Origin of the sequence: Pseudomonas sp. NKUCC02_KPG, from assembly GCF_019345465.1 — a bacterium.
In the GTDB taxonomy this organism is placed as follows: Bacteria; Pseudomonadota; Gammaproteobacteria; order Pseudomonadales; family Pseudomonadaceae; genus Aquipseudomonas.
Genome location: NZ_JAHKRC010000009.1, coordinates 163,567 through 185,641, shown reverse-complemented (window position 1 = coordinate 185,641; position 22,075 = coordinate 163,567). Strand labels below are relative to the sequence as shown.

Here is a 22,075-nt window from a genome sequence, read left to right as displayed (position 1 = left end):
ATGACCACCCTTTTGCCCCTGCCAAGCTGGCGTACGTTCAGCGCGGGGAGCAAGTGGTTGAATTAAAAGAAATTTGCCCCTTTTTGGGGCAGCCTGGTGAGAAAGTGTCTATGAAAGCAGGTCTGTACCACCCCGATGAATTCAAGGATAACTGTGGTTTCGGCCTGATTGCCCATATGCAGGGCGAGCCTAGTCATACCCTCCTGCAAACCGCCATTGAAGCCCTGACCTGCATGACCCACCGCGGTGGGATCAACGCAGATGGCAAGACCGGTGACGGTTGTGGCCTGCTGATTCAAAAGCCTGACCTGTTCTTGCGTGCAACCGCCAAAGAACAGTTCGGCGCAGATTTGCCCAAGCAATACGCCGTCGGCATGGTGTTTTTCAACCAGGACCCGATCAAGGCTGAAGCGGCCCGCGACAACATGAACCGCGAAATCCTCGCGGCGGGCCTGCAATTGGTGGGCTGGCGCAAAGTGCCGATCGATACCAGCGTTCTGGGCCGTCTGGCATTGGAACGTTTGCCGCAGATCGAGCAAGTGTTCATCGCTGGCGAAAACCTGAGCGATCAGGACATGGCGATCAAACTGTTCAGCGCCCGTCGCCGTTCATCGGTGAGCAACGCCGCTGACACCGATCACTACATCTGCAGCTTTTCCCACAAGACCATCATTTATAAAGGCCTGATGATGCCGGCGGACCTCACCGCCTTCTATCCAGACCTGAGCGATGAACGCCTGCAAACCGCAATTTGCGTGTTCCACCAGCGTTTCTCCACCAACACCCTGCCGAAATGGCCGCTGGCCCAGCCATTCCGCTTTCTCGCCCACAACGGCGAGATCAACACCATCACCGGCAACCGCAACTGGGCCCAGGCCCGTCGCACCAAGTTCGCCAATGACCTGATCGGTGACCTCGACGAGCTCGGCCCGCTGGTTAACCGCGTGGGTTCTGACTCCTCGAGCATGGACAACATGCTGGAACTGATGGTCACCGGCGGTATCGATCTGTTCCGTGGCGTGCGCATGCTGATTCCACCGGCGTGGCAGAACGTTGAAACCATGGACCCCGACCTGCGGGCGTTCTATGAGTACAACTCCATGCACATGGAACCGTGGGACGGCCCGGCTGGCGTAGTGATGACCGACGGTCGTTATGCTGTCTGCCTGCTCGACCGCAACGGTCTGCGCCCTGCGCGCTGGGTGACCACCACCAACGGCTATATCACCATCGCTTCTGAAATCGGCGTGTGGGACTACAAGCCAGAAGACGTGATCGCCAAAGGCCGTGTTGGTCCGGGCCAGATCCTGGCCGTGGACACCGAAACCGGTCAGGTGCTGGACACCGACTCCATCGACAACCGCTTGAAGTCGCGCCACCCGTACAAACAGTGGCTGCGCAAGAATGCCCTGCGCATTCAGGCGACCATGGAAGACAACGACCACGGTTCGGCGTTCTACGACGTTGATCAGCTCAAGCAATACATGAAGATGTACCAGGTGACGTTCGAAGAGCGCGACCAGGTGCTGCGTCCGTTGGGCGAGCAAGGCTACGAAGCCGTAGGCTCGATGGGTGACGACACGCCAATGGCCGTGCTGTCCCAGCGTGTTCGCACGCCGTACGACTACTTCCGCCAGCAGTTCGCGCAGGTGACTAACCCGCCGATCGACCCGCTGCGTGAAGCCATCGTCATGTCGCTGGAAATCTGCCTCGGTGCCGAGCGCAACATCTTCCAGGAATCCCCGGAGCACGCTTCCCGTGTGATCCTCAGTTCGCCCGTGATCTCGCCTGCCAAATGGCGTTCGCTGATGAACCTCGACCTGCCGGGCTTTGAGCGTCAGATCATCGACCTCAACTACGACGAGAGCGTGGGTCTTGAAGCGGCCGTGCGCAATATCGCCGATCAGGCCGAAGAAGCCGCGCGCGCCGGTCGTACCCAGATCGTTCTGAGTGACCGTCATATCGCACCGGGCAAGTTGCCGGTTCACGCCTCGTTGGCTGTGGGCGCCGTGCATCACCGCTTGACCGAAAAAGGCCTGCGCTGCGACAGCAACATCCTGGTTGAAACCGCTACTGCCCGTGACCCGCATCACTTTGCGGTGCTGATCGGCTTCGGCGCCTCGGCGGTCTATCCGTTCCTGGCTTACGAAGTACTGGGTGACTTGATCCGTACCGGTGAAGTGCTGGGCGACCTCTATGAGGTCTTCAAAAACTACCGCAAAGGCATCACCAAAGGCTTGCTTAAAATCCTGTCGAAGATGGGTATCTCGACCATTGCTTCGTACCGCGGTGCGCAGTTGTTCGAAGCCATCGGCCTGTCCGAAGAAATCTGCGACCTGAGCTTCCGTGGCGTGCCAAGCCGCATCAAGGGCGCACGCTTCGTCGACCTTGAAGCCGAGCAAAAGCTGCTGGCAGCCGAGGCCTGGAGTGCGCGCAAGCCGATCCAGCAAGGCGGTCTGCTCAAGTACGTGCACGGTGGCGAATACCACGCCTACAACCCGGACGTAGTCGCTACCCTGCAAGCCGCTGTGCAGCAGGGTGACTACAGCAAGTTCAAGGAATACACCGCGCTGGTCGACAAGCGTCCGGTGTCGATGATCCGCGACCTGTTCCAGGTCAAGACCCTCGACACGCCGCTGGCCATCGACGACATCGAACCGCTGGACTCGATTCTCAAGCGTTTCGACTCGGCCGGTATCTCGCTGGGCGCCCTGTCACCAGAGGCCCACGAAGCCCTGGCTGAAGCCATGAACCGTTTGGGCGCACGCTCCAACTCCGGTGAAGGCGGCGAAGACCCGGCACGTTACGGCACCATCAAAAGCTCCAAAATCAAGCAAGTGGCCACTGGCCGTTTCGGCGTGACCCCGGAATACCTGGTCAACGCCGAAGTGCTGCAAATCAAGGTTGCCCAAGGCGCCAAACCGGGCGAGGGCGGGCAACTGCCGGGCGGCAAGGTCAACGGCCTGATCGCCAAACTGCGCTACGCCGTACCGGGCGTCACCCTGATTTCGCCACCGCCGCACCACGACATCTATTCCATCGAAGATTTGTCGCAGTTGATCTTTGACTTGAAACAAGTCAATCCGAAAGCGCTGGTATCGGTGAAGCTGGTAGCAGAAGCAGGCGTAGGCACCATCGCCGCAGGCGTGGCCAAGGCCTACGCCGACCTGATCACCATCTCCGGCTATGACGGCGGCACCGGTGCATCACCGCTGACCTCCATCAAGTACGCGGGCGCTCCGTGGGAGCTGGGCCTGGCTGAAACCCACCAGACCCTGCGCGGCAACGACCTGCGCGGCAAAGTGCGGGTACAAACAGACGGCGGCCTGAAAACCGGTCTGGACGTGATCAAGGCTGCGATCCTGGGCGCAGAGAGTTTTGGCTTCGGTACTGCACCGATGATCGCACTGGGCTGCAAATACCTGCGTATTTGCCACCTCAACAACTGCGCCACCGGCGTTGCGACCCAAAACGAATCGCTACGTAAAAATCACTACATCGGCACCGTCGACATGGTGGTCAACTTCTTCACCTACGTGGCCGAAGAAACCCGCGAGTGGCTGGCCAAGCTGGGTGTGCGCACCCTCGAAGAGCTGATCGGCCGTACCGACCTGCTGGAAATCCTGCAGGGCGAGACCGCCAAGCAGCACAACCTGGACCTGACTCCTCTGTTGGGCAGCGATCACATCCCGGCGGACAAACCCCAGTTCTGCCAGGTCGACCGCAACCCTCCGTTCGACAAAGGCCTGCTGGCCGAGAAGATGGTCGAACTGGCCACTTCAGCGATCAACGACATGAGCGGTGCCGAGTTCGACCTCGACATCTGCAACTGCGACCGTTCGATCGGTGCCCGTATCTCGGGTGAAATTGCCCGTGCCCACGGCAACCAAGGCATGGCCAAAGCACCGATCACCTTCCGCTTCAAAGGCACTGCAGGTCAGAGCTTTGGCGTGTGGAACGCCGGTGGTTTGCACATGTACCTGCAAGGCGATGCCAACGACTACGTGGGCAAAGGCATGACCGGCGGCAAGCTGGTGATAGTGCCGCCTGCGGGCAGCATCTACAAAACCCAGGACAGCGCCATTGTCGGCAACACCTGCCTGTATGGCGCAACCGGCGGCAAGCTGTTTGCTGCGGGTACGGCGGGTGAGCGTTTTGCAGTGCGTAACTCCGGTGCTCACACCGTGGTTGAAGGCACGGGCGATCACTGCTGCGAATACATGACCGGCGGTTTCGTCTGCGTACTGGGCAAAACCGGTTACAACTTCGGCTCGGGCATGACCGGCGGTTTCGCCTACGTGCTGGATCAGGACAACACCTTCGTCGACAAGGTTAACCACGAACTGGTGGAAATCCAGCGGATCAGTGGTGAAGCGATGGAGGCCTACCGCAATCACCTGCAACACGTGCTGGACGAATACGTTGAGGAAACCAACAGCGAGTGGGGTCGCAACCTCTCGGAAAACCTCGATGATTACCTGCGTCGTTTCTGGATGGTCAAGCCCAAGGCTGCCAGCTTGAAATCGTTGCTTTCCAGCATCCGTGCCAACCCGCAGTGATATGCGCCTGAAAAGTTTGATGAGGTTTTAACCATGGCTGAACGTCTGAGTAACGACTTCCAGTTCATCGATGTCGGGCGCAAAGATCCGAAGAAGAAACTGTTACGTCAACGCAAAAAAGAGTTCGTGGAAATCTACGAACCCTTCAAACCCCAGCAGTCGGCCGAGCAGGCCCACCGCTGCCTGGGTTGCGGCAACCCGTACTGTGAATGGAAATGCCCTGTGCATAACTTCATTCCCAACTGGCTGAAACTGGTGGCCGAGGGCAACATCCTCGCCGCCGCCGAACTGTCGCACCAGACCAACACCCTGCCCGAAGTCTGTGGCCGGGTGTGCCCGCAAGACCGCCTGTGCGAGGGTGCCTGCACCCTCAACGACGGTTTTGGCGCAGTGACCATCGGTTCGGTGGAGAAGTACATCACCGACACCGCGTTCGCCATGGGCTGGCGCCCGGACATGTCCAAGGTCGTCCCGACCGGCAAGCGTGTGGCCATTATCGGCGCGGGCCCTGCGGGCCTGGGCTGTGCCGACGTGCTGGTACGTGGTGGTGTGACCCCGGTGGTCTTCGACAAGAACCCGGAAATCGGCGGCCTGCTGACCTTCGGTATCCCGGAGTTCAAGCTGGAGAAAACCGTACTGAGCCACCGTCGCGAAGTGTTCACCGGCATGGGTATCGAGTTCCGCCTCAATACCGAAATCGGCAAGAACATCAGCATGGAACAGCTGCTGGCCGAGTACGACGCCGTCTTCATGGGCATGGGCACCTACACCTACATGAAAGGTGGTTTTGCCGGTGAAGACCTGCCAGGCGTGCACGATGCACTGGACTTCCTGATCGCCAACGTCAACCGCAACCTGGGCTTTGAAAAGTCGCCGGAAGACTTCGTCGACATGAAAGGCAAAAAGATTGTGGTACTCGGTGGCGGCGACACGGCCATGGACTGCAACCGGACTTCGATTCGCCAGGGCGCCAAATCGGTGACCTGTGCGTATCGTCGTGACGAAGCCAACATGCCCGGCTCCCGTAAAGAAGTGAAGAACGCCAAGGAAGAAGGCGTGAAGTTCCTTTACAACCGTCAGCCGATTGCCATTGTTGGTGAAGGCAAGGTTGAAGGCGTGAAGGTGGTCGAGACCCGTCTCGGCGAGCCGGATGCCCGTGGCCGACGCAGCCCTGAGCCGATCCCGGGTTCTGAAGAGATCATTCCGGCAGACGCCGTGATCATCGCCTTTGGTTTCCGCCCAAGCCCGGCGTCATGGTTCGAGCAGTTCGACATCCAGACCGACAGCCAGGGCCGCGTGATTGCGCCCGAGCAGTCGAAATTCAAGCACCAGACCAGCCACCCGAAGATTTTTGCCGGTGGCGACATGGTGCGCGGCTCGGACCTGGTCGTGACCGCGATCTTCGAAGGCCGTACTGCGGCTGAAGGGATCATGGATTACCTGGGCGTGTAACCCGATCCCCTGTAGTCGCTGCCGCAGGCTGCGATCGAGCCCGAAGGGGTCGCTCTTCTCCTTGAAGAGCGAAGGTCCTCCGGCCCTTTTCGCAGCTTTCGGCAGCGGCGACAGGAAATTGTATTTGTGGGTTAAACCGCGACAAATCGCCCCGATAGATAAAAGGCACGGCACTTGCCGTGCCTTTTGCGTCCGTCTCTGAGAAAATGCCCCCACTTTTTTTCCGGATGCTGACATGACTGTTCTCAAGAATGACCGTTTCCTTCGCGCTTTGCTCAAGCAACCCGTAGACGTAACCCCTGTGTGGATGATGCGTCAGGCCGGTCGCTACCTGCCGGAGTACCGTGCCAGCCGCGCCAAGGCCGGCGACTTCATGAGCCTGTGCAAGAACGCCGAATTCGCGTGTGAAGTCACCATGCAGCCTCTGGACCGTTTCCCGCAGCTGGATGCGGCCATCCTGTTCTCCGACATCCTGACCATCCCCGATGCCATGGGCCAGGGCCTGTACTTCGAGACCGGCGAAGGTCCCCGCTTCAAAAAAGTCGTCAGCACCCTGGCCGACATCGAAGCGTTGCCGATTCCCGATCCGCAAAAAGACCTCGGCTACGTGATGAACGCCGTCAGCACCATCCGCAAGGAACTGAATGGTCGCGTGCCCCTGATCGGCTTCTCCGGCAGCCCGTGGACTTTGGCCACCTACATGGTTGAAGGCGGCTCCTCCAAGGACTTCCGTAAAACCAAGGCCATGCTCTACGACACCCCGCAAGCCATGCACTTGTTGCTCGACAAACTGGCGCAGTCGGTCACTTCTTACCTCAACGGGCAGATCCTGGCCGGTGCGCAAGCGGTGCAGATCTTCGATACCTGGGGCGGCAACCTGTCGTCTGCGGCGTACCAGGAGTTCTCCCTGGCTTATATGCGCAAAATCGTCAGCGGCCTGATCCGCGAGCACGAAGGCCGCAAAGTGCCGGTCATCCTGTTCACCAAGAACGGTGGTCTGTGGCTGGAGAGCATTGCCGATGCTGGCGCCGATGCGCTGGGTCTTGACTGGACCTGCGACCTGGGCGAAGCCCGCAAGCGAGTGGGCAACAAGGTTGCGCTGCAAGGCAACATGGACCCGACCGTGCTGTACGCAAACCCGGAAGCAATCCGCACCGAGGTCAAGCGCATCCTGGCCAGCTACGGCAAGGGTTCGGGCCATGTGTTCAACCTGGGTCACGGCATCACCCCGGAAGTGAAGCCGGAACACGCAGGCGCCTTCATCAGCGCGGTGCACGAGTTCTCGGGGCAGTATCACGAGTAAGCTCGACTTTTAAAAAACCCTGGCGAATGCCGGGGTTTTTTTTGACTGCTATTTGCATCAGTTATGGGTTGTGACTGTGACAATGGCTATTGAATAACTAATTCATACTCCTACATCCTTGCAGGAAGTTTCCTACATACATTTCGATACGCCTCCGTAAAATCCGAGCGCTATTGCTTTATTTGTTTCAGTAAAAAATATTACTTGGGGTGGCATGTTCATCAAAGGATTGTCGATTTTGGTGGGGGTTAAATATGTCTACATGTTTCTTTGCTGAAGTCATGACTTAACGGTCATCGTTTTTTGTGATGTTGCGTGCGTTGTTCGAATATGCAGTGCCAAAAATAGCGGTCGTAACGGCTGCCTAATAAAAACTAAGGAACTCTTATATGAAATTTGCACTTTCTAAGTCTGGGGCTTTGATGGGGTGTGCATCTTCGCTGACTCTACTGGCGTCACTGTTCGCGTCACAACAGGCGGTTGCACATGGTTATATGAACGAGCCACCGTCACGCGCGTATGCCTGTCGCTTGGCCCTGAACACCAACTGTGGTCCAGCTGAATATGAACCGCAAACAGTGGGTGAAGCTCCTAAAGGCTTCCCGGCATTTGGTCCTGCCGATGGCAAGATCCCGAGCGGTGGCAATGCCATGTTCTCGGCTCTGGATGCCCAGTCTGCAACCCGCTGGCATCTGAGCGAAATCAAGAACCGCAACATTGAATTCAGCTGGTTCTACACCGCTGCCCATAAAAGTACCAAGTGGGAATACTTCATCACCAAAACCGATTGGAACCCTAATCGGCCCCTCACCCGCGATGACTTTGATACGACCCCGTTTTGCAGCGTTGAAGGCGGCGGTGGCGTACCCATCGATGGCGCAGCGGGCGGCAATGGCCCGGCAGCCAAAAAACACGCCTGTGTGATTCCGGCAGACCGCACGGGTCAGCACGTGATTTTGGGAGCATGGACAGTAGACGACACTGCGGCGGCTTTCTACGACGTGGTGGATGTCAATATCACCGCTGAAGGGGCAGCGCCTGACGGCTGGACCAAAGTCGGAGCGTTGACGCCGACTCACTCATTGCTGCCAGGCGACACCGTCAAGGCTCGAGCCTTTACCGGCAGTGCGGAAAGTGCCGAATACAGCTTCTCGATCGGCATCGACTCCATAGCAGAAGGCTTGCCAGAAAACTGGTCCTACAAGTTGGCGCAAACCGTGAACGCGAGCAACAAGTCGGTACGTGCCGGTATTCGCAACGAAGAAGGCGTCATTGAGCCAATCAAAGGTGCCAATACCTTCTACGCCAAGGCCCAAAGCGGTGTCACCAACTACCAGTTGCTGACCCAGATGATTCCAGACCCGGCCGCCTACATGCACGTGCATGACGTTGCCGCCGAGTACGTATTGGACAAAGGCAAAGGCGCTGTTGGCTTGACCCTGATGACCAACAAAAACCTTACAGTTGAAGCGACGGTCTACAACGAAGCCAACAAACAAGTGGGCTACACCAAGCAAAACGTGAACGCGACCACTGCACCGTTGAGCGTTGACGTCAGCAGCGCCCCGGGTGCTCACGCCTTGAAGCTGATTGCCAGCAGTGCAGATGGTCGTGAAAACTTTCAGGAGTTGAAAACCTTGACCCTGACCGGCGAAGGTGGCGGTCAGCAGTACGATGCCATCTACCCTGAAGGTTTCAAGGCTTACAAGGCAGGTACCACTGTGTTGCAGCCAAAAAACGGCCAGGTGTACGAGTGCAAGCCGTGGCCTGCTTCGGGTTACTGCGCACAGTACTCGCCTACAGCCACTCAGTTTGAACCGGGTACCGGCTCGCACTGGAACATGGCATGGACTGAGAAGTAAGCAGTCCTGAACAACACCGGGCTGTTTATCATGAACAGCCCGGTTTGTTGAAGAGATCAGGGAATAAGCTTCGATGAAGACTATTAACTACTCGACATTGCAGAAAGTGCTCCATGGGTTCTCTGCAATGTTGATTATTTGGTTGATGGCGTCGGGTTTTTATATAGGGCTTGTCGCTGAGGCAGTCAGTTATAAGCAAGTTATTGGCAGCATGAATGTTTCGTTAGGGCTGCTGCTGACACCCGTTTTTATACTCAGGCTTTGTGTGTCTTTTGGTCGAGGTTGTCCGGTTACAGTGGACGTTAATAATCTTGTGCCATGGCTGGCTTTTTTTATCCATACCCTGCTGTATCTGACGGTTGTAACGGTTCTGGTTTCAGGTGTTTTGATGATGGACGTACCGATCAGTTTTTTTAATATTGTGAGTTTCCCAGCGCCCATGGAAAACAGCCAATTGCATGAATTATTTGCCCTTATTCATACACAAGCCTGCGCAGTATTGGTGTTGTTGGTGAGTGTGCATGTGGCAGCGGTGATCAAGCACCACTGTGCAGGCCGACCCATCATTAAACGCATGTTTTCGTAACGCACAATTAACTGCAGGGCCTGGCGGGACTGCAAAGGCACCCAGGTGAGACGGTCTTGAACAGTTTTAAGCGCGTGATTAGCCGTTATGGGGCATCTGCAATGAGCGGGGGGCTGCTGGTATTGCCTTTGGTCTATGGCAGTTATCTGGCATGGCAAGAACTGCAGTATCGCGACGCCTTGGGCCCGGCCCGCGAGTTTGCTCCTGTCAGTGCGCCGGTTGTGCCTGCGGCCCAGCCTTTTAAAGCCCAAGCCATTGCCACGGTGATGGGCCTGAACACCCAGGCTGCCTGGGTGCCGAGCGCGGAAGCCTTGCAGTTGCGGGCCAGTTTTGTATCGACTCAAGGCCCGTCTCAAGCGCTGTTGGCTGGCGCACAAGGCAGCCGCTTTTACTCGGTAGGTGATCTTTTACCCGGTGGCAGCGTTTTGCGTCGTGTCGAGGTTGGCCATGTAGTGCTGTGGCGAAATGGTCGTGAAGAGCGCCTCACGCTCAAGCCCGCCAGTCGGCATGTGTTACCTGCATCAGCTACCGGCAGCCCTGACCCGCTAGCCACTTCAGTCCATCTGCGGCCCCTTGTTGGCCAACCATAGAGAAATGCCATGACCCCATTCAATACGTTAAGCATCGGCCAATTTTTGGCATGCGGGGTCATGTCCTGCGCGCTGCTGTTTCACACCTCGGCCACTGCCGCCGGGCAGTACTGGAAGTTGGCAATGAAGGATGCCGAGCTGCGTGATGTGGTGCAGGAAATGTCTGCGGTACTGGGCACTACCGTGGTGCTCGATCCTCGGGTGCAGGGGCGGATCACAGTAATCTCCGAGCAGGAACTGGATCGGGAAGGCGTGCGCCGGTTGTTCTACGCAGTGCTGGATGCGCAGGGGTTCTCCGTCATCGATCAAGGTGATCGTTTATTGATCATTCCAGTAGCCGAGGCCAAGGCCCAGGCAGGGAATACGGATACCCGATCTGCCCCGGCCCAGGCATTTGTTACCCGTGTGATCGAACTCAATGCCAGCGTTGCCGCCGATCTGGCAGGCCTGTTGCGGCCTCTGGTGTCGAACAATGGCTATGTGGGACCTTCGGCCTCGACCAATGCGCTGGTCATCACCGACACCGTAGCCAATACCCGGCGTATTACCGATATCGTGCGTCAGCTGGATGCCGGTACCCGTTATGGCCATTCCGTGGTCGAGCTTAAACATGGGCTGGCCAGTGACATCGCCAAGGTCATGGAGCAGTCACTGGATAAAAAAGCCACGGGCGCGAGCAGCCAGGTGATTGCAGACATGTCGGCCAATCGTCTGGTGATTTTGGGCAGTGAAGCCATGCGCAAGCGTTTAAGCGCGCTGGCCCGTTCGCTGGACACACCGGCCAACGCCCAGCAAGAAAACTCGCGGGTCATTCGTCTGCGTCACAGTGATGCCAAGCTGTTGGCCGAGGTACTGCTGGCCGTGGGTCAAGGCATGAAGCAAGAGACCGCCCTGGCCGGTGCCAGCCAAAAAGCGTCGTCTCGCGAGGTGATGGTGGCGGCCGATCAAAGCCAGAACGCCTTGGTGCTGATGGCTGATCCCGCGCAGGTCAGGACCCTTGAAAGCATCGTGCGCCAACTCGATCAGCCTCGCTCACAGGTGTTGATCCACGCCGCCATTGTTGAAATTTCCGGGGATATTGTTGAAACCCTTGGCGTGCAATGGGGAGTGAACACCGGTGGTGCCACGGGCGGGATCAGCTTTCCCGGCACCAACATTCAGATCGGTGCCTTGTCCGCGAGCAATGCCAAACTGCCTGAAGGAGGCGTGTTGCAAGTGGGCGGCGATCGTTTCAATGCGCTGATCTCGGCCCTGGCCAGCGATACCAACAACAATGTGCTGTCCACGCCCAGCCTGCTGACGCTGGATAACCAGGAAGCCGAAATTCTGGTGGGGCAAAACGTACCGTTCAAAACCGGCTCCTACACGGGCTCTGGCGAGAATTCCAACAACCCCTTTACCACCGTGACCCGCCAGGACATCGGCATCAGCCTCAAGATCAAACCCCACATCAACGATGGCAGTTCGCTGCGCCTGGAAGTCGCACAGGAAAACTCCGAGATTGCGCCTTCGTTGCAAGGCATCGATTCGACCGATTTGATCACCAACAAGCGCGCTTTAAAAAGCACCATCCTGGCTGAAGACGGCGAAATCATCGTGATTGGCGGGTTGATCAAAGACAGTGTGCGCACCCAAGTGAGTGGCGTGCCATTGCTGCGCAGCATTCCGTATCTGGGTGCGTTGTTTCGCTGGAACAAGGATACCCACACCAAAACCAACCTGATGGTGTTTTTGCGCCCGACCATTGTGCGCAGCAAACAGGACCTGCGTGAGATCAGCGAAGCCCGCTACAACACCTTGCGCAACCTGAGCCAGCCCGCTGGCAAAGACAAAAACGCTCGGTTGTTGCCCAGCAAAGCGAATCAAATGTTCGACGCCAGGCTGCAAGATCCATCGGCGGTGGATCTGCGTCAGCCCAAAGCCCAGCGCCCATGACTCTGATCCCCGCACGTTTGCCATTCAGCTTCGCCCGACGTTTCGGGGTGCTGCTGGACGCCTCTTCAATCCCGCCGATCCTGTTGGTTCGAGCAGACACACCCTTGAGCGCACTGGCCGAAGTGCGGCGCTGGGCAGGCCATGAAGTGACCGTGCAGGTGATCGCGGATGCGCAATTCGGCGAGCGCCTGGCCAAGAGCTACAGCGCCGGCCACAGTGCCGCCGAGCAGGTGGCCCAGGGGCTGGACGACGACCTTGACCTCATGAGCCTGGCCGAACAAGTCCCCCAGACCGCCGACCTGCTGGAGCAAGAAAATGATGCTCCGATCATTCGGCTGATCAACGCCTTGTTGCGCGAAGCCATGCGCGAGAAAGCCTCGGACGTACACCTTGAAACCTTCGAGCATTACCTGTCGGTGCGCATGCGTATCGACGGTCAACTGCGCGAAGTCCTCAGGCCCAAGCGCGAACTGGCCAACTTGCTGGTGTCACGGATCAAGGTCATGGCCCGGCTGGATATTGCTGAAAAGCGCGTGCCCCAGGATGGCCGCATCAGCCTGCGCCTGGCCGGGCATGAAGTGGATGTGAGGGTTTCGACCTTGCCCTCGGCCCACGGCGAGCGCGTGGTGATGCGTTTACTCGACAAGCAGGCCGGGCGCCTGGATCTCAAATGCCTGGGCATGCCCGCCGCCACCCTGAACCGGTTTGAGCAGATCCTGGCGCGTCCCCACGGGATCTTTTTGGTGACCGGCCCCACGGGCTCGGGCAAAACCACCAGCCTGTATGCCGCACTCAGCCATCTCAACCACCCGAACCGCAATATTCTGACGGTCGAAGACCCGGTGGAATATCACCTGCCGGGCATCGGCCAAACGCCGGTCAACACCAAGGCCGACATGACGTTCGCCCGTGGCTTGCGGGCGATTTTGCGCCAGGACCCGGATGTGGTCATGGTGGGTGAAATCCGCGACCGCGAAACCGCAGAAATCGCCGTCCAGGCGTCGTTGACCGGGCACCTTGTGCTGTCGACCCTGCACACCAACAGCGCCATTGGCGCAGTGACCCGGCTGGTGGACATGGGGGTCGACGCCTACTTGCTGGCTTCGTCCCTGGTCGGGGTATTGGCCCAGCGCCTGCTGCGCACCCTGTGTCCCGACTGCAAAGTCCCGTACCCCGCCGATCCTCCAGCCTGCACCCGGCTGGGACTTGACACCCAAGCCGCCCCGACCCTGTATCGCGCCCAGGGTTGCAGTCACTGTCAGCAAGGCTACCGCGGGCGCACCGGCATCTACGAGCTGGTCAGCATCACCCCGGCCCTGGCCGATTTGATCCACCAGGGTGCCAGCGAACCGGACTTGGCACGGGAGGCGCGCCAACGTTCCCCCAGCCTGTATCAAGACGGTCATATGGCGCGGCTGGTGCAACTGACTGAACAGGTGATAGGTGCCAGCAGTGTTGAAGTGCAACGCATGGAATGGCGCACGGATGTCGGCTGGGTACTCACTATCACCGCCGCCAGCTTCGCCGAGCTTGAACAACTGCGCACGCGGGGTGTGCAGAACGCACTGCCCGTCATCTTGGGCACTGCCAGCCAGCAGGGCAGCCGGGTGCAGGCATTACTCACCCTGAAGGACGTTATATGAAAGCGCATCTGCGTGAGCGCTGGCAGCACTTGTCGCGTCGAGATCGTCAACTGTGTGGCGGGCTGGCGGTGTTTCTGCTGGTTGTATTCTGTGCCTATGGGCTTTGGTTGCCGGCCCAGCAGAGGTTGGTGGCGGCTCAAGGGCTGTACCTTAAAAACGTGGCACTCGCGGATGAAGTCCAGCGGGCCAGGCCAGCTTCAGCCGCGCAGGATTCTGGTCAGCCATTGGCCACGCGCTTGAGCGAAAGTGCTGCGAGTTCGGGGTTGAATGTCGAGCAGTTCGAGCTGGATGCCGGTGTTGTACGCATCACCCTGATCGGGGATGCGGTTGCGGTGCTGGGCTGGCTCAACCGCATCGAACAACAGGGCGCCCGCTTCGAAAGTCTGAGCCTGGAGAAGCGCGACAGCAGCCTCCAGGCCCGGCTGCAGATCAACAACTGACGCTACAGGAGGCGGGTATTGCCCGGCAGCACCGGCAATCGGGCCAGATGCAGCGACACCAGCAGCGCAATCAGCAACATGCCGACGATAAACGCGCCAATACCGTTCCAGCCTGCGAGATGCCAGAACACGCCACCCAGGGTCCCGGCGACGCTCGACCCGGCGTAATAGCTGAACAGGTACAGCGACGATGCCTGCCCCTTGGCCTTGATGGCCCGGCGGCCGATCCAGCTGCTGGCCACCGAATGCGCACCGAAAAAGCCGAACGTGAACATCAGCATGCCGATAATCACAAACGCGATGGGTTCGAGCAGGGTCAGTGCGATCCCGGCCAGCATCAGCACAATCACGGCCCAGAGCACACGGCGGCGGCCCTGCTTGTCGGCCAGCGCGCCAATTTGCGCCGAGCTGTAGATGCCCGACAGATAGACGATGGACAGCAAACCCACCAGCGCCTGATTCATGTTGTAAGGGTCAGCCAGCAGGCGATAGCCGATGTAGTTGAACAACGTCACAAAGCTGCCCATCAGCAAGAAGGCTTCGAGAAACAGCCACGGCAGGCCCGCATCCCGAAAGTGCATGGTGAACCCGTCCAGCAGGCTGCGCGGGTTCATGGCACGGGGGCGGAAGTTGCGCGACTCGGGCAGGATCTTCACAAAGATCATCGCGGCGGCCAGGGCCAGGCCGCCGATGACCAGCATCGCGGTGTGCCAGCTCACAAAGTCGATCAACACGCCACTGATCAACCGCCCGCTCATCCCGCCAATGGCGTTACCGCCAATGTACAAACCCATGGCCAAACCGATGTGCTGGGGGTGAATTTCTTCACTCAAGTAAGTCATCGCCACGGCTGCCAGACCGCTGAGCGACAAACCCACCAGCGCCCGGGTGATCAGCACGCCTTCCCAGGTCGGCATCATGGCGCTGAGCAATGTAAAGGCTGCGGCAGAAAACAGTGCAAATACCATCACCGGTTTGCGCCCAAAGGCGTCGGAAATAGGCCCGGTAATCAGCAGACCAATGGCCAGCATCGCCGTGGCGACCGACAGGATCAGACTGCTTTGTGCCGCATTGATCCCGTATTCATGGGACAGCACCGGCATCATCGGTTGCACGCAATACAGCAGCGCAAAAGTCGCAAAGCCCCCCGAGAACAGCGCCAGCACCGTGCGCATAAACATCGGCGTGCCTTTCTCGATAAACACATCATTGAGTTGGGAGACAACATCATCCAGCGCGGACGGCGGGATTTCGTGGGCGAGCGGTGCAGCAGCAGTTTTCACGGGGACCTCAAATTGCGGTAAAGCCGAGCGGCAATGACGAAAGAATATAGGCAGCTAACGATTCTTTCCAATATATTGTTCGACATGTTTGATAGGTTTAACGACTCAATGGAGCTTGTATGGAATTGCGCCATTTGCGCTACTTCATCGCCGTCGCCGAAGAGCTGCACTTCGGTCGGGCGGCGCAGTTGCTGGGTATCTCGCAACCGCCCCTGAGCCAGCAAATACAGGCGCTGGAGCAGGAACTGGGGGCGCGTTTGTTTGATCGCACCAACCGTCGGGTTGAGCTCAGTGAAGCCGGGCGATTGTTTCTGGAAGAGGCGCGACTGGTGCTGGCCCAGGTCGACAAGGCGGCCGATGTGGCCCGTCGCGCGCAGCTGGGTGAACTGGGCGAATTGAAGATCGGCTTTACCTCCTCGGCACCGTTCAATTCCAGCATTCCCCAGGCCATTTTTGCGTTCCGCCAGGCATTCCCGGCGGTGCACCTGAACCTCAAGGAAATGAGCAGCCGTGAGGTGGCCGAGGGGTTGGTGGATGAGACCATTGAAGTCGGCATCATGCGTCCGCTGGCGTTGCCAGAGTCGTTAAGTGCCGTGGAGTTGTTTCGTGAGCCGCTGGTGGCGGTGATCCGCGCCGATCACCCCTTGGCTGAAGGCAGTGACCATGGCTTGCAGTTGGCGGCGTTGGCGGATGAGCCTTTTGTGTTCTTCCCGCGCAGTTATGGCAGCGGTTTGTATGCGCAGTTATTGAGCCTGGCGCGCCAGGCGGGTTTCAGCCCGCACTTTTCACAGGAAGCGGGTGAAGCCATGACCATCATCGGGCTGGTGTCGGCGGGGCTGGGGGTGTCGGTGTTGCCGGCGTCGTTCCAGCATATGCGCATCAAGGGCGTGGTCTATCGGCCGCTGCTTGATCCGGATGCCAATACGGCGGTGTGGCTGGTGCAGCGCAAGGGCAGCAACTCACCGATGGCGAATGCGTTCGCGGATTTACTGACCCGTAAAACGGTGGCCAGGGTTTAGGGCTGCCAGGTTTTTTGTGGGCGCTGACTTTACGACTGCTGCGCAGCCTCGCACAGCTCGTCAGCGGCTACAGATTTTGTTGCCAACCCCGCGTTGTAGCCGCTGACGAGTAGAACGAGGCTGCGTCCGATCGCGAAGCGGTCGCAAAACCGGCGCCCGCGATTTGCCAGATAAACCGAGGGGTCGCTCTCGCGCAAGGTCACTAATGGCTTATTAAACAAACTGGATTTTCTGACGGAAGGGAGTGTAATCGCCTGATTCTGCGGGTGTAGCCTTGGGCTTACCTTTTGCGGATGATTGAAATCACTCGCAGTTCAACATTTTCGCGTTGGCTTTCAGGCTTGCCTGACAGTCGAGCCCGTGCGCGTATTTTGGTCAGAATTGATCGGATGGCAGAAGGTCATTTTGGTGATACCAAGTCGATCAGGGCAGGGCTGAATGAAGTTCGAATCAATTACGGCCCCGGTTACAGGCTGTACTTCATGCAGCATGGCCATCAATGGATCGTTTTATTGTGTGCTGGGGATAAAAGCAGTCAAACCCGTGATATCAAACAAGCGCGGTTGATTGCCAAAACCTGGAAGGAGAAAGACTTGTGACTGAGCATTTCACTCGTTGGGACAGTACCGAATTCCTTAAAACGGAAGAAGATATTGGGCACTATCTTGAAGCCTGCAGGGATGAAGCGGGTGATGATCCTGCCTTCATTGCCAAAGCCATGGTCAGGGTTGCCGAGGCACGTGAGACTCTGAAGACCCTGGATAACCAGCCATCCCAGAGCCGGACAGATGCAGTGCGATGACAAACCAGTTTGTTTGTAAACAAGGCGCCGAAAGGCGCCTTTGTCATTTCTGAGGCTTACAACGGTTTTACCAGCGCCGCTTCAGACAGCTGTTTGGCCGTGCGTTCATTCTGGTTGTCCTTGAGGTCGCGCACGATATCGCGGTCCAGCAGGCGCACCCAGCGGATGTAGTTCTTGTGGATCTTGCCGTCCTTGTAGTCCAGACCGCTGCTGTCGCGGTACTGGATACGGTAATGGTCGGCGCTGTACGGAATGTCGATTTCAGCGTGGTATTGCTCGCGCACGGTGATCTGCGCCTGCACCTGCTGGGGGGTGATTTTTTGCACCGTCCAGCCACGCCCGACCAGGGCTTTGACGATGGCTTGCTGCATTTGCGCACGGTCGCTGTGGATCGAGGCATGCAAGGTGCGGTCCGGGTTCTGAATGGGTTTGCTGGTGCAGGACACGGTGCCCAGCAGGGCAAGGGCTATCAGGGTAATACGCAGCAAGTAAGGCATTCCATTGGCTCCAGAGGTGTTAAACCCAGCGACGGAAGATCAACGAGGTGTTGACCCCGCCAAAGGCAAAGTTGTTGTTCATCACGTAATCGTTGTGCATGACGCGCAATTCGTCGCGCAGGTAGTCCAGTTCGCCGCAACGGGGATCGACTTCATCCAGGTTGAGCGTGGGCAGGTAGCGGTCGCTGTTCATCATTTCGATGCTGAACCACGATTCCAGCGCGCCACAGGCGCCCAGGGTGTGGCCCAGATAGCTTTTCTGGGAGCTGATGGGCATGTGTGTGCCGAACAGCTCGCGGGTGGCCAGGGTCTCGGCAATATCGCCTTGCTCGGTGGCGGTGCCGTGGCCGTTTACGTAGCCGATGGCCTGCGCGCCAATGCCCGCGTCTTCCAGTGCCAGCTCCATCGCCCGGCGCATGGTGCTGACTTCCGGGCGGGTGGTGTGCTGCCCGTCGGCGTTGCTGCCAAATCCGACGATTTCAGCATGGATATGCGCGCCACGGGCCAGTGCGTGTTCCAGCTCTTCAAGCACCAGCATGCCGCCGCCTTCGCCGATGACCAGGCCGTCACGGCCCTTGTCATAGGGACGCGGGCTGGTGTGCGGCGCGTCGTTTTTCAGGCTGGTGGCGTAGAGGGCGTCAAATACCATGGCTTCGGTGGGGCACAGTTCTTCTGCACCGCCGGCGAGCATCAGGGGCAGGCGACCGAACTTGATGGCCTCGTAGGCGTAACCGATGCCCTGGCTGCCGCTGGTGCACGCGCTGGAAGTGGGGATCAGGCGCCCGGTCAGGCCAAAGAAGATGCTGATATTGGCCGCCGTGGTGTGCGGCATCATGCGCACGTAGCTGTTGGCATTGAGGCCGTCCGCCACGGAGTTGAGCAGCATATTGCCGAATGCCTTGATCTCATCGGTGCTGCCGGTGGACGAGCCGCAGGCCACGCCCATGCGCCCGTCACGAATGATCGGGTTGCCCAGCAAGCCGGCATCCTGCAACGCCATCTCCGCTGCGCCAACGGCCAGGCGCGAGACGCGGCCCATGCTGCGCAATTGTTTGCGGGTCCAGTGCGCGGGCACCGCAAAGTCATCAATCGGCCCGGCCAGCCGCGTGTTGAGTTCGGTGAAACGGTCCCACTCGTCCATGCGCCGAATGCCACTGCGCCCGGCCACACAGTTGGCTTCGATGCTGGCCCAGTCACTGCCCAGGGAGGTGATACCGGCCATGCCGGTGACGACAACGCGCTTCATCAGCACAAGCCTCCATTGACGGCCAGCACCTGACGGGTGATGTAACCCGCTTCGGCCGACATCAAAAAGTTAACCGCCCCGGCGACTTCTTCCGGGGTGCCCATGCGTTGGGCGGGGATCATTTTCATCAGGTCTTCTACCGGTACGTTTTCGTCGAGCATGGCGGTGTCGATCAACCCCGGCGCAACGCAGTTGACGGTGATTTTGCGTTTGCCCAGTTCGATGGCCAGGGCCTTGGCGGCGCCGATCAAGCCCGCCTTGGAGGCGCTGTAGTTGACCTGGCCGCGATTGCCGATCAGGCCCGATACCGAAGTGATGCAGACGATGCGTCCGGCAGCACGGCGACGGATCATGGGCATCATGACCGGGTGCAGCACGTTGTAGAAACCGTCGAGGTTGGTGCGCATCACGACGTCCCAATCGTCTTCGCTCAGGGCCGGGAACGCCCCGTCGCGGGTCAGCCCGGCGTTGAGCACGACGCCGTAATAGGCACCGTGGGTTTCAACATCGGCTTCGAGCATGGCTTTGCATTGGGCGCGATCCGACACGTCGAATTGCAGCACCCGTGCGCTGCGGCCCAATGCCTGGACTTCAGCCATGACGGCGTCGGCTTCACTGCGGCCACTGCGGCAATGCAGCACCAGGTCAAAACCGGCTTGGGCCAGACGCAGGGCAATGGCGCGGCCGATGCCACGGCTGGAGCCTGTGACCAAAATGGACTCAGTCATGGCGGGTCTCCTGGGATGCTTGAACAAGGTAGTTTTCAGCCTGGGGCGGACGGAACACGTTCAGGCGGGCGCTGGCACGGATGCCGGGGCCGGTGAGGTGACACTCGAACACGCCCATGCCGTTGTCGTCTTCCAGCGAGCGCAGCGCGTGGATGTGCAGTTGGGCACCGAGGGGAAAGTGTTCGACGTTGCATTCAAATTTGCGGGTGCCGAGCAAAAAGCCCAGCGCCACGGGACGGCCTTGCAGGCGGGCGTGGCAACCGGCGTAGGCAGCGACGCTTTGCGCCATCAGCTCAACGCCCACCCACGCGGGCAGGCTGCCGTCTTCGCGGTTGAACAAACCGCCTGCGTTCACGGTGAGACAGGTTTGAATCTGCTCTTCATCAAACGCCAGCACCTGATCGATGAGGATCATGTCGCCAGCGTGGGGCAGCAGTTCGGCGAGCGGCCAATCAATCATGGGGCGTCTCCGATAATAAGGCTGACGTTATTGCCGCCGAAGGCAAACGAGTTGCTCATCAGGCAGCGTTGTGGCGCCGGTGCCAGGGTCTGGCCGGGCGTTACCCAGTTCAGCGCAGGCAGCACCGGGTCGGGTTGACCGTCCCAGACGTGCGGGGGCAGGGCATCGCCGTGGGTCAGGCTCAGCCAGCAAAAGGCGGCCTCCAGTGCCCCTGCCGCACCCAGGGTGTGGCCGGTCATGGGTTTGGTCGAAGAGCACGGCACGCCTTGGGGGAAGACCTGTGTCACGGCGTGGCTTTCCATCGCGTCGTTGTGCAGGGTGGCGGTGCCATGCAGGTTCAGATAGCCGATGTGCGCGGGCTGCAAACCCGCACGACCCAGGGCCTTGTGCATGGCTTGAGCTGCGCCGCGCCCGGAGGGTTCAGGGGCGGAAATATGATGCGCATCACTGCTGGCGCCCGCGCCGAGCAGGGCGATGGAGTGAGTGCCCGCGGGTTGCTTGCTCATCACAAACAGCACCGCCGCCTCCCCGATATTGATGCCGTGACGGTTCACCGAAAAGGGGTTGCAGCGTTCATCCGACACGGCTTCCAGCGATGAAAAGCCATTGAGCGTGAGTTTGCACAGCGTGTCGACACCGCCGCACAGCACCACGTCGCACAGGTTCATGTCCAGCAGTCGCTGGGCACTCATCAGGGCGCGGGCGCTGGAGGTGCAGGCGGTAGAAATTACATAGGTCGGCCCGTTGATGTTCAGCCAGTCGGCCAGAAACGTGGCCGGTGCGCTCAGCTCTTGCTGCTGATAGTCGTAATCGCCGGGGAACTGTTGATGTTGCAAGTAGTGGGCAATGCCACGGCTGGCTTCATCGATGCCCGAGGTGCTGGTGCCCAGCACAACGGCAATGCGCTCGCGGCCGAACGTCTGGATCGCCTGTTCGATGTCGTCTTTGATCTGCAACGCAGCGTCGAGCAGCAACTGATTGTTGCGACTGCATTGCGGGCTGAGTTCAGCCGCAATTGCAGGCAGCTCGCCACTGACCGCGCCGAGGGTGATTGAGCGCTCGGGCACCCAGCCGCTTTGACGCTGCATGCCGGAGCAGTCACCGGCAAACAGCTTGCCCGCGACTTCATCGGTGCCGCGACCCAGCGAACAGACCACGCCCAGGGCATTGAGGTAAGCAGTCATGGGGCGGCCTCCAGCGGGCTGATCCGGTAGTGCAGATCGCCCTTCATATCGATACGAAAGAACCAGGGTTGCTGGTACTGCACTTGCCAGCGCTGTTCCATGAAGCGCCGATCAGGTTCAGCGGTTGCCTGTGGATAATTAACCGACAATTCAGCCGCAGGCGTCAGTGCAAACAATAACGCCGCGAACAGCTCGCGGGCTTCGGGATTGGGCGGCAACAGACCATCGGCGTGCCAGGTGCCGTCCTGCAACAATTGACGTGCCAGAGGAATGCCCAGCGGGTCCATCAACGACCAGCGCAGCCCGGCATTTTCCTGCTGAATCACCAGTAACCAGTCCTGACGCTCATCGGCGTGTTCACGCTGGATATGCAACTGCATGGGCAAGGCCAGGGTTGGGGTATGCCTGGGCAGCGGCAAGCTGGTGCAGCTACTGAGCAGCATGCACATCAACAACCACACAAACATTATCCGTGTGGGAGCGGGC

At 59.1% G+C, this 22,075-nt stretch carries 19 protein-coding genes; 12 read left to right on the top strand and 7 right to left on the bottom strand.

Going from position 1 to position 22,075, the window contains the following annotated elements; translation table 11 throughout:
* The first annotated feature begins 110 nt into the window (after nucleotides 1–110).
* The 9 genes from gltB to gspM all read left to right on the top strand — a co-directional run bounded on the left by gltB (nucleotide 111) and on the right by gspM (nucleotide 14,370).
* Nucleotides 111–4,559, top strand: a complete 4,449-nt coding sequence (gltB, locus tag KO536_RS14355; protein ID WP_133076748.1) for a glutamate synthase large subunit — start codon at nucleotides 111–113, stop codon at nucleotides 4,557–4,559.
* 33 nt (nucleotides 4,560–4,592) lie between these two features.
* The gene (locus KO536_RS14350) at nucleotides 4,593–6,011 is read left to right on the top strand and encodes an FAD-dependent oxidoreductase (protein WP_219262181.1); all 1,419 of its coding nucleotides are present in this window, start codon (nucleotides 4,593–4,595) and stop codon (nucleotides 6,009–6,011) included.
* A 235-nt stretch (nucleotides 6,012–6,246) separates the two neighbouring features.
* A complete protein-coding gene (gene hemE / locus KO536_RS14345; RefSeq protein WP_133076746.1) occupies nucleotides 6,247–7,314 on the top strand; it encodes a uroporphyrinogen decarboxylase in 1,068 nt (355 codons plus the stop codon).
* A 389-nt stretch (nucleotides 7,315–7,703) separates the two neighbouring features.
* The gene (gene gbpA, locus KO536_RS14340) at nucleotides 7,704–9,176 is read left to right on the top strand and encodes an N-acetylglucosamine-binding protein GbpA (protein ID WP_219262180.1); all 1,473 of its coding nucleotides are present in this window, start codon (nucleotides 7,704–7,706) and stop codon (nucleotides 9,174–9,176) included.
* 73 nt (nucleotides 9,177–9,249) lie between these two features.
* Complete coding sequence (locus KO536_RS14335; RefSeq protein ID WP_219262179.1) at nucleotides 9,250–9,762, top strand: cytochrome b; 513 nt, start codon at nucleotides 9,250–9,252, stop codon at nucleotides 9,760–9,762.
* 101 nt (nucleotides 9,763–9,863) lie between these two features.
* Nucleotides 9,864–10,352: a type II secretion system protein N gene (locus KO536_RS14330; RefSeq protein ID WP_133076787.1), complete on the top strand. Its 489-nt coding sequence runs from the start codon at nucleotides 9,864–9,866 to the stop codon at nucleotides 10,350–10,352.
* A gap of 9 nt (nucleotides 10,353–10,361) precedes the next feature.
* Entirely contained in the window at nucleotides 10,362–12,287 is a 1,926-nt protein-coding gene (gene gspD / locus KO536_RS14325) for a type II secretion system secretin GspD (RefSeq protein ID WP_219262178.1), read from the top strand.
* Nucleotides 12,284–13,930: a type II secretion system ATPase GspE gene (gene gspE / locus KO536_RS14320; RefSeq protein WP_307876324.1), complete on the top strand. Its 1,647-nt coding sequence runs from the start codon at nucleotides 12,284–12,286 to the stop codon at nucleotides 13,928–13,930. Before gspD ends, gspE begins: the two co-directional genes overlap by 4 nt.
* Complete coding sequence (gene gspM, locus KO536_RS14315; RefSeq protein ID WP_219262177.1) at nucleotides 13,927–14,370, top strand: type II secretion system protein GspM; 444 nt, start codon at nucleotides 13,927–13,929, stop codon at nucleotides 14,368–14,370. Before gspE ends, gspM begins: the two co-directional genes overlap by 4 nt.
* A gap of 2 nt (nucleotides 14,371–14,372) precedes the next feature.
* Here gspM and KO536_RS14310 read toward each other — a convergent pair whose 3' ends face one another.
* Nucleotides 14,373–15,551 carry an MFS transporter gene (locus tag KO536_RS14310; protein WP_257622936.1) on the bottom strand — a complete coding sequence of 393 codons (1,179 nt, stop codon included), beginning with the start codon at nucleotides 15,549–15,551 and terminating at the stop codon, nucleotides 14,373–14,375.
* Nucleotides 15,552–15,772: 221 nt separating this feature from the next.
* On the opposite strand from KO536_RS14310, the gene KO536_RS14305 reads away from it, so the two are divergent.
* The 3 genes from KO536_RS14305 (at nucleotide 15,773) to KO536_RS14295 (ending at nucleotide 17,474) form a co-directional block, all read left to right on the top strand.
* Nucleotides 15,773–16,672 carry a LysR family transcriptional regulator gene (locus KO536_RS14305; RefSeq protein WP_133076733.1) on the top strand — a complete coding sequence of 300 codons (900 nt, stop codon included), beginning with the start codon at nucleotides 15,773–15,775 and terminating at the stop codon, nucleotides 16,670–16,672.
* A 293-nt stretch (nucleotides 16,673–16,965) separates the two neighbouring features.
* Nucleotides 16,966–17,271: a type II toxin-antitoxin system RelE/ParE family toxin gene (locus KO536_RS14300; protein WP_219262175.1), complete on the top strand. Its 306-nt coding sequence runs from the start codon at nucleotides 16,966–16,968 to the stop codon at nucleotides 17,269–17,271.
* Nucleotides 17,268–17,474, top strand: coding sequence for a DNA-binding protein (locus KO536_RS14295; RefSeq protein WP_133076731.1), 207 nt, complete (start codon nucleotides 17,268–17,270; stop codon nucleotides 17,472–17,474). The genes KO536_RS14300 and KO536_RS14295 overlap by 4 nt, the downstream gene beginning before the upstream one ends.
* 56 nt (nucleotides 17,475–17,530) lie before the next feature.
* On the opposite strand, the gene KO536_RS14290 is transcribed toward KO536_RS14295, so the two are convergent.
* From KO536_RS14290 to KO536_RS14265, 6 genes are read right to left on the bottom strand one after another with little or no spacing between them, the layout of a single operon-like run.
* Nucleotides 17,531–17,971: a hypothetical protein gene (locus tag KO536_RS14290; protein ID WP_133076730.1), complete on the bottom strand. Its 441-nt coding sequence runs from the start codon at nucleotides 17,969–17,971 to the stop codon at nucleotides 17,531–17,533.
* A 19-nt stretch (nucleotides 17,972–17,990) separates the two neighbouring features.
* Complete coding sequence (locus tag KO536_RS14285) at nucleotides 17,991–19,217, bottom strand: beta-ketoacyl-ACP synthase (protein WP_133076729.1); 1,227 nt, start codon at nucleotides 19,215–19,217, stop codon at nucleotides 17,991–17,993.
* Entirely contained in the window at nucleotides 19,217–19,945 is a 729-nt protein-coding gene (gene fabG, locus KO536_RS14280; RefSeq protein WP_133076728.1) for a 3-oxoacyl-ACP reductase FabG, read from the bottom strand. The genes KO536_RS14285 and fabG overlap by 1 nt, the downstream gene beginning before the upstream one ends.
* A complete protein-coding gene (locus KO536_RS14275) occupies nucleotides 19,938–20,405 on the bottom strand; it encodes a hotdog family protein (RefSeq protein WP_133076727.1) in 468 nt (155 codons plus the stop codon). Before KO536_RS14275 ends, fabG begins: the two co-directional genes overlap by 8 nt.
* The gene (locus KO536_RS14270) at nucleotides 20,402–21,589 is read right to left on the bottom strand and encodes a beta-ketoacyl-[acyl-carrier-protein] synthase family protein (protein ID WP_219262174.1); all 1,188 of its coding nucleotides are present in this window, start codon (nucleotides 21,587–21,589) and stop codon (nucleotides 20,402–20,404) included. Before KO536_RS14270 ends, KO536_RS14275 begins: the two co-directional genes overlap by 4 nt.
* Nucleotides 21,586–22,056, bottom strand: a complete 471-nt coding sequence (locus KO536_RS14265; protein WP_219262200.1) for a DUF3261 domain-containing protein — start codon at nucleotides 22,054–22,056, stop codon at nucleotides 21,586–21,588. Before KO536_RS14265 ends, KO536_RS14270 begins: the two co-directional genes overlap by 4 nt.
* Nucleotides 22,057–22,075 lie beyond the last annotated feature (19 nt).

Coding starts and splice junctions, on each gene's coding strand:
- gltB (WP_133076748.1), top strand. CDS start 111: ATGAAAGCAGGTCTGTACCACCCCGATGAATTCAAGGATAACTGTGGT.
- fabG (WP_133076728.1), bottom strand. CDS start 19,945: ATGACTGAGTCCATTTTGGTCACAGGCTCCAGCCGTGGCATCGGCCGC.
- hemE (WP_133076746.1), top strand. CDS start 6,247: ATGACTGTTCTCAAGAATGACCGTTTCCTTCGCGCTTTGCTCAAGCAA.
- KO536_RS14310 (WP_257622936.1), bottom strand. CDS start 15,551: ATGTTTATGCGCACGGTGCTGGCGCTGTTCTCGGGGGGCTTTGCGACT.
- gspD (WP_219262178.1), top strand. CDS start 10,362: ATGACCCCATTCAATACGTTAAGCATCGGCCAATTTTTGGCATGCGGG.
- KO536_RS14285 (WP_133076729.1), bottom strand. CDS start 19,217: ATGAAGCGCGTTGTCGTCACCGGCATGGCCGGTATCACCTCCCTGGGC.
- gspE (WP_307876324.1), top strand. CDS start 12,284: ATGACTCTGATCCCCGCACGTTTGCCATTCAGCTTCGCCCGACGTTTC.
- KO536_RS14335 (WP_219262179.1), top strand. CDS start 9,250: ATGAAGACTATTAACTACTCGACATTGCAGAAAGTGCTCCATGGGTTC.
- KO536_RS14290 (WP_133076730.1), bottom strand. CDS start 17,971: ATGCCTTACTTGCTGCGTATTACCCTGATAGCCCTTGCCCTGCTGGGC.
- KO536_RS14330 (WP_133076787.1), top strand. CDS start 9,864: ATGAGCGGGGGGCTGCTGGTATTGCCTTTGGTCTATGGCAGTTATCTG.
- KO536_RS14300 (WP_219262175.1), top strand. CDS start 16,966: ATGATTGAAATCACTCGCAGTTCAACATTTTCGCGTTGGCTTTCAGGC.
- gspM (WP_219262177.1), top strand. CDS start 13,927: ATGAAAGCGCATCTGCGTGAGCGCTGGCAGCACTTGTCGCGTCGAGAT.
- KO536_RS14265 (WP_219262200.1), bottom strand. CDS start 22,056: ATGTTTGTGTGGTTGTTGATGTGCATGCTGCTCAGTAGCTGCACCAGC.
- KO536_RS14270 (WP_219262174.1), bottom strand. CDS start 21,589: ATGACTGCTTACCTCAATGCCCTGGGCGTGGTCTGTTCGCTGGGTCGC.
- KO536_RS14350 (WP_219262181.1), top strand. CDS start 4,593: ATGGCTGAACGTCTGAGTAACGACTTCCAGTTCATCGATGTCGGGCGC.
- gbpA (WP_219262180.1), top strand. CDS start 7,704: ATGAAATTTGCACTTTCTAAGTCTGGGGCTTTGATGGGGTGTGCATCT.
- KO536_RS14305 (WP_133076733.1), top strand. CDS start 15,773: ATGGAATTGCGCCATTTGCGCTACTTCATCGCCGTCGCCGAAGAGCTG.
- KO536_RS14275 (WP_133076727.1), bottom strand. CDS start 20,405: ATGATTGATTGGCCGCTCGCCGAACTGCTGCCCCACGCTGGCGACATG.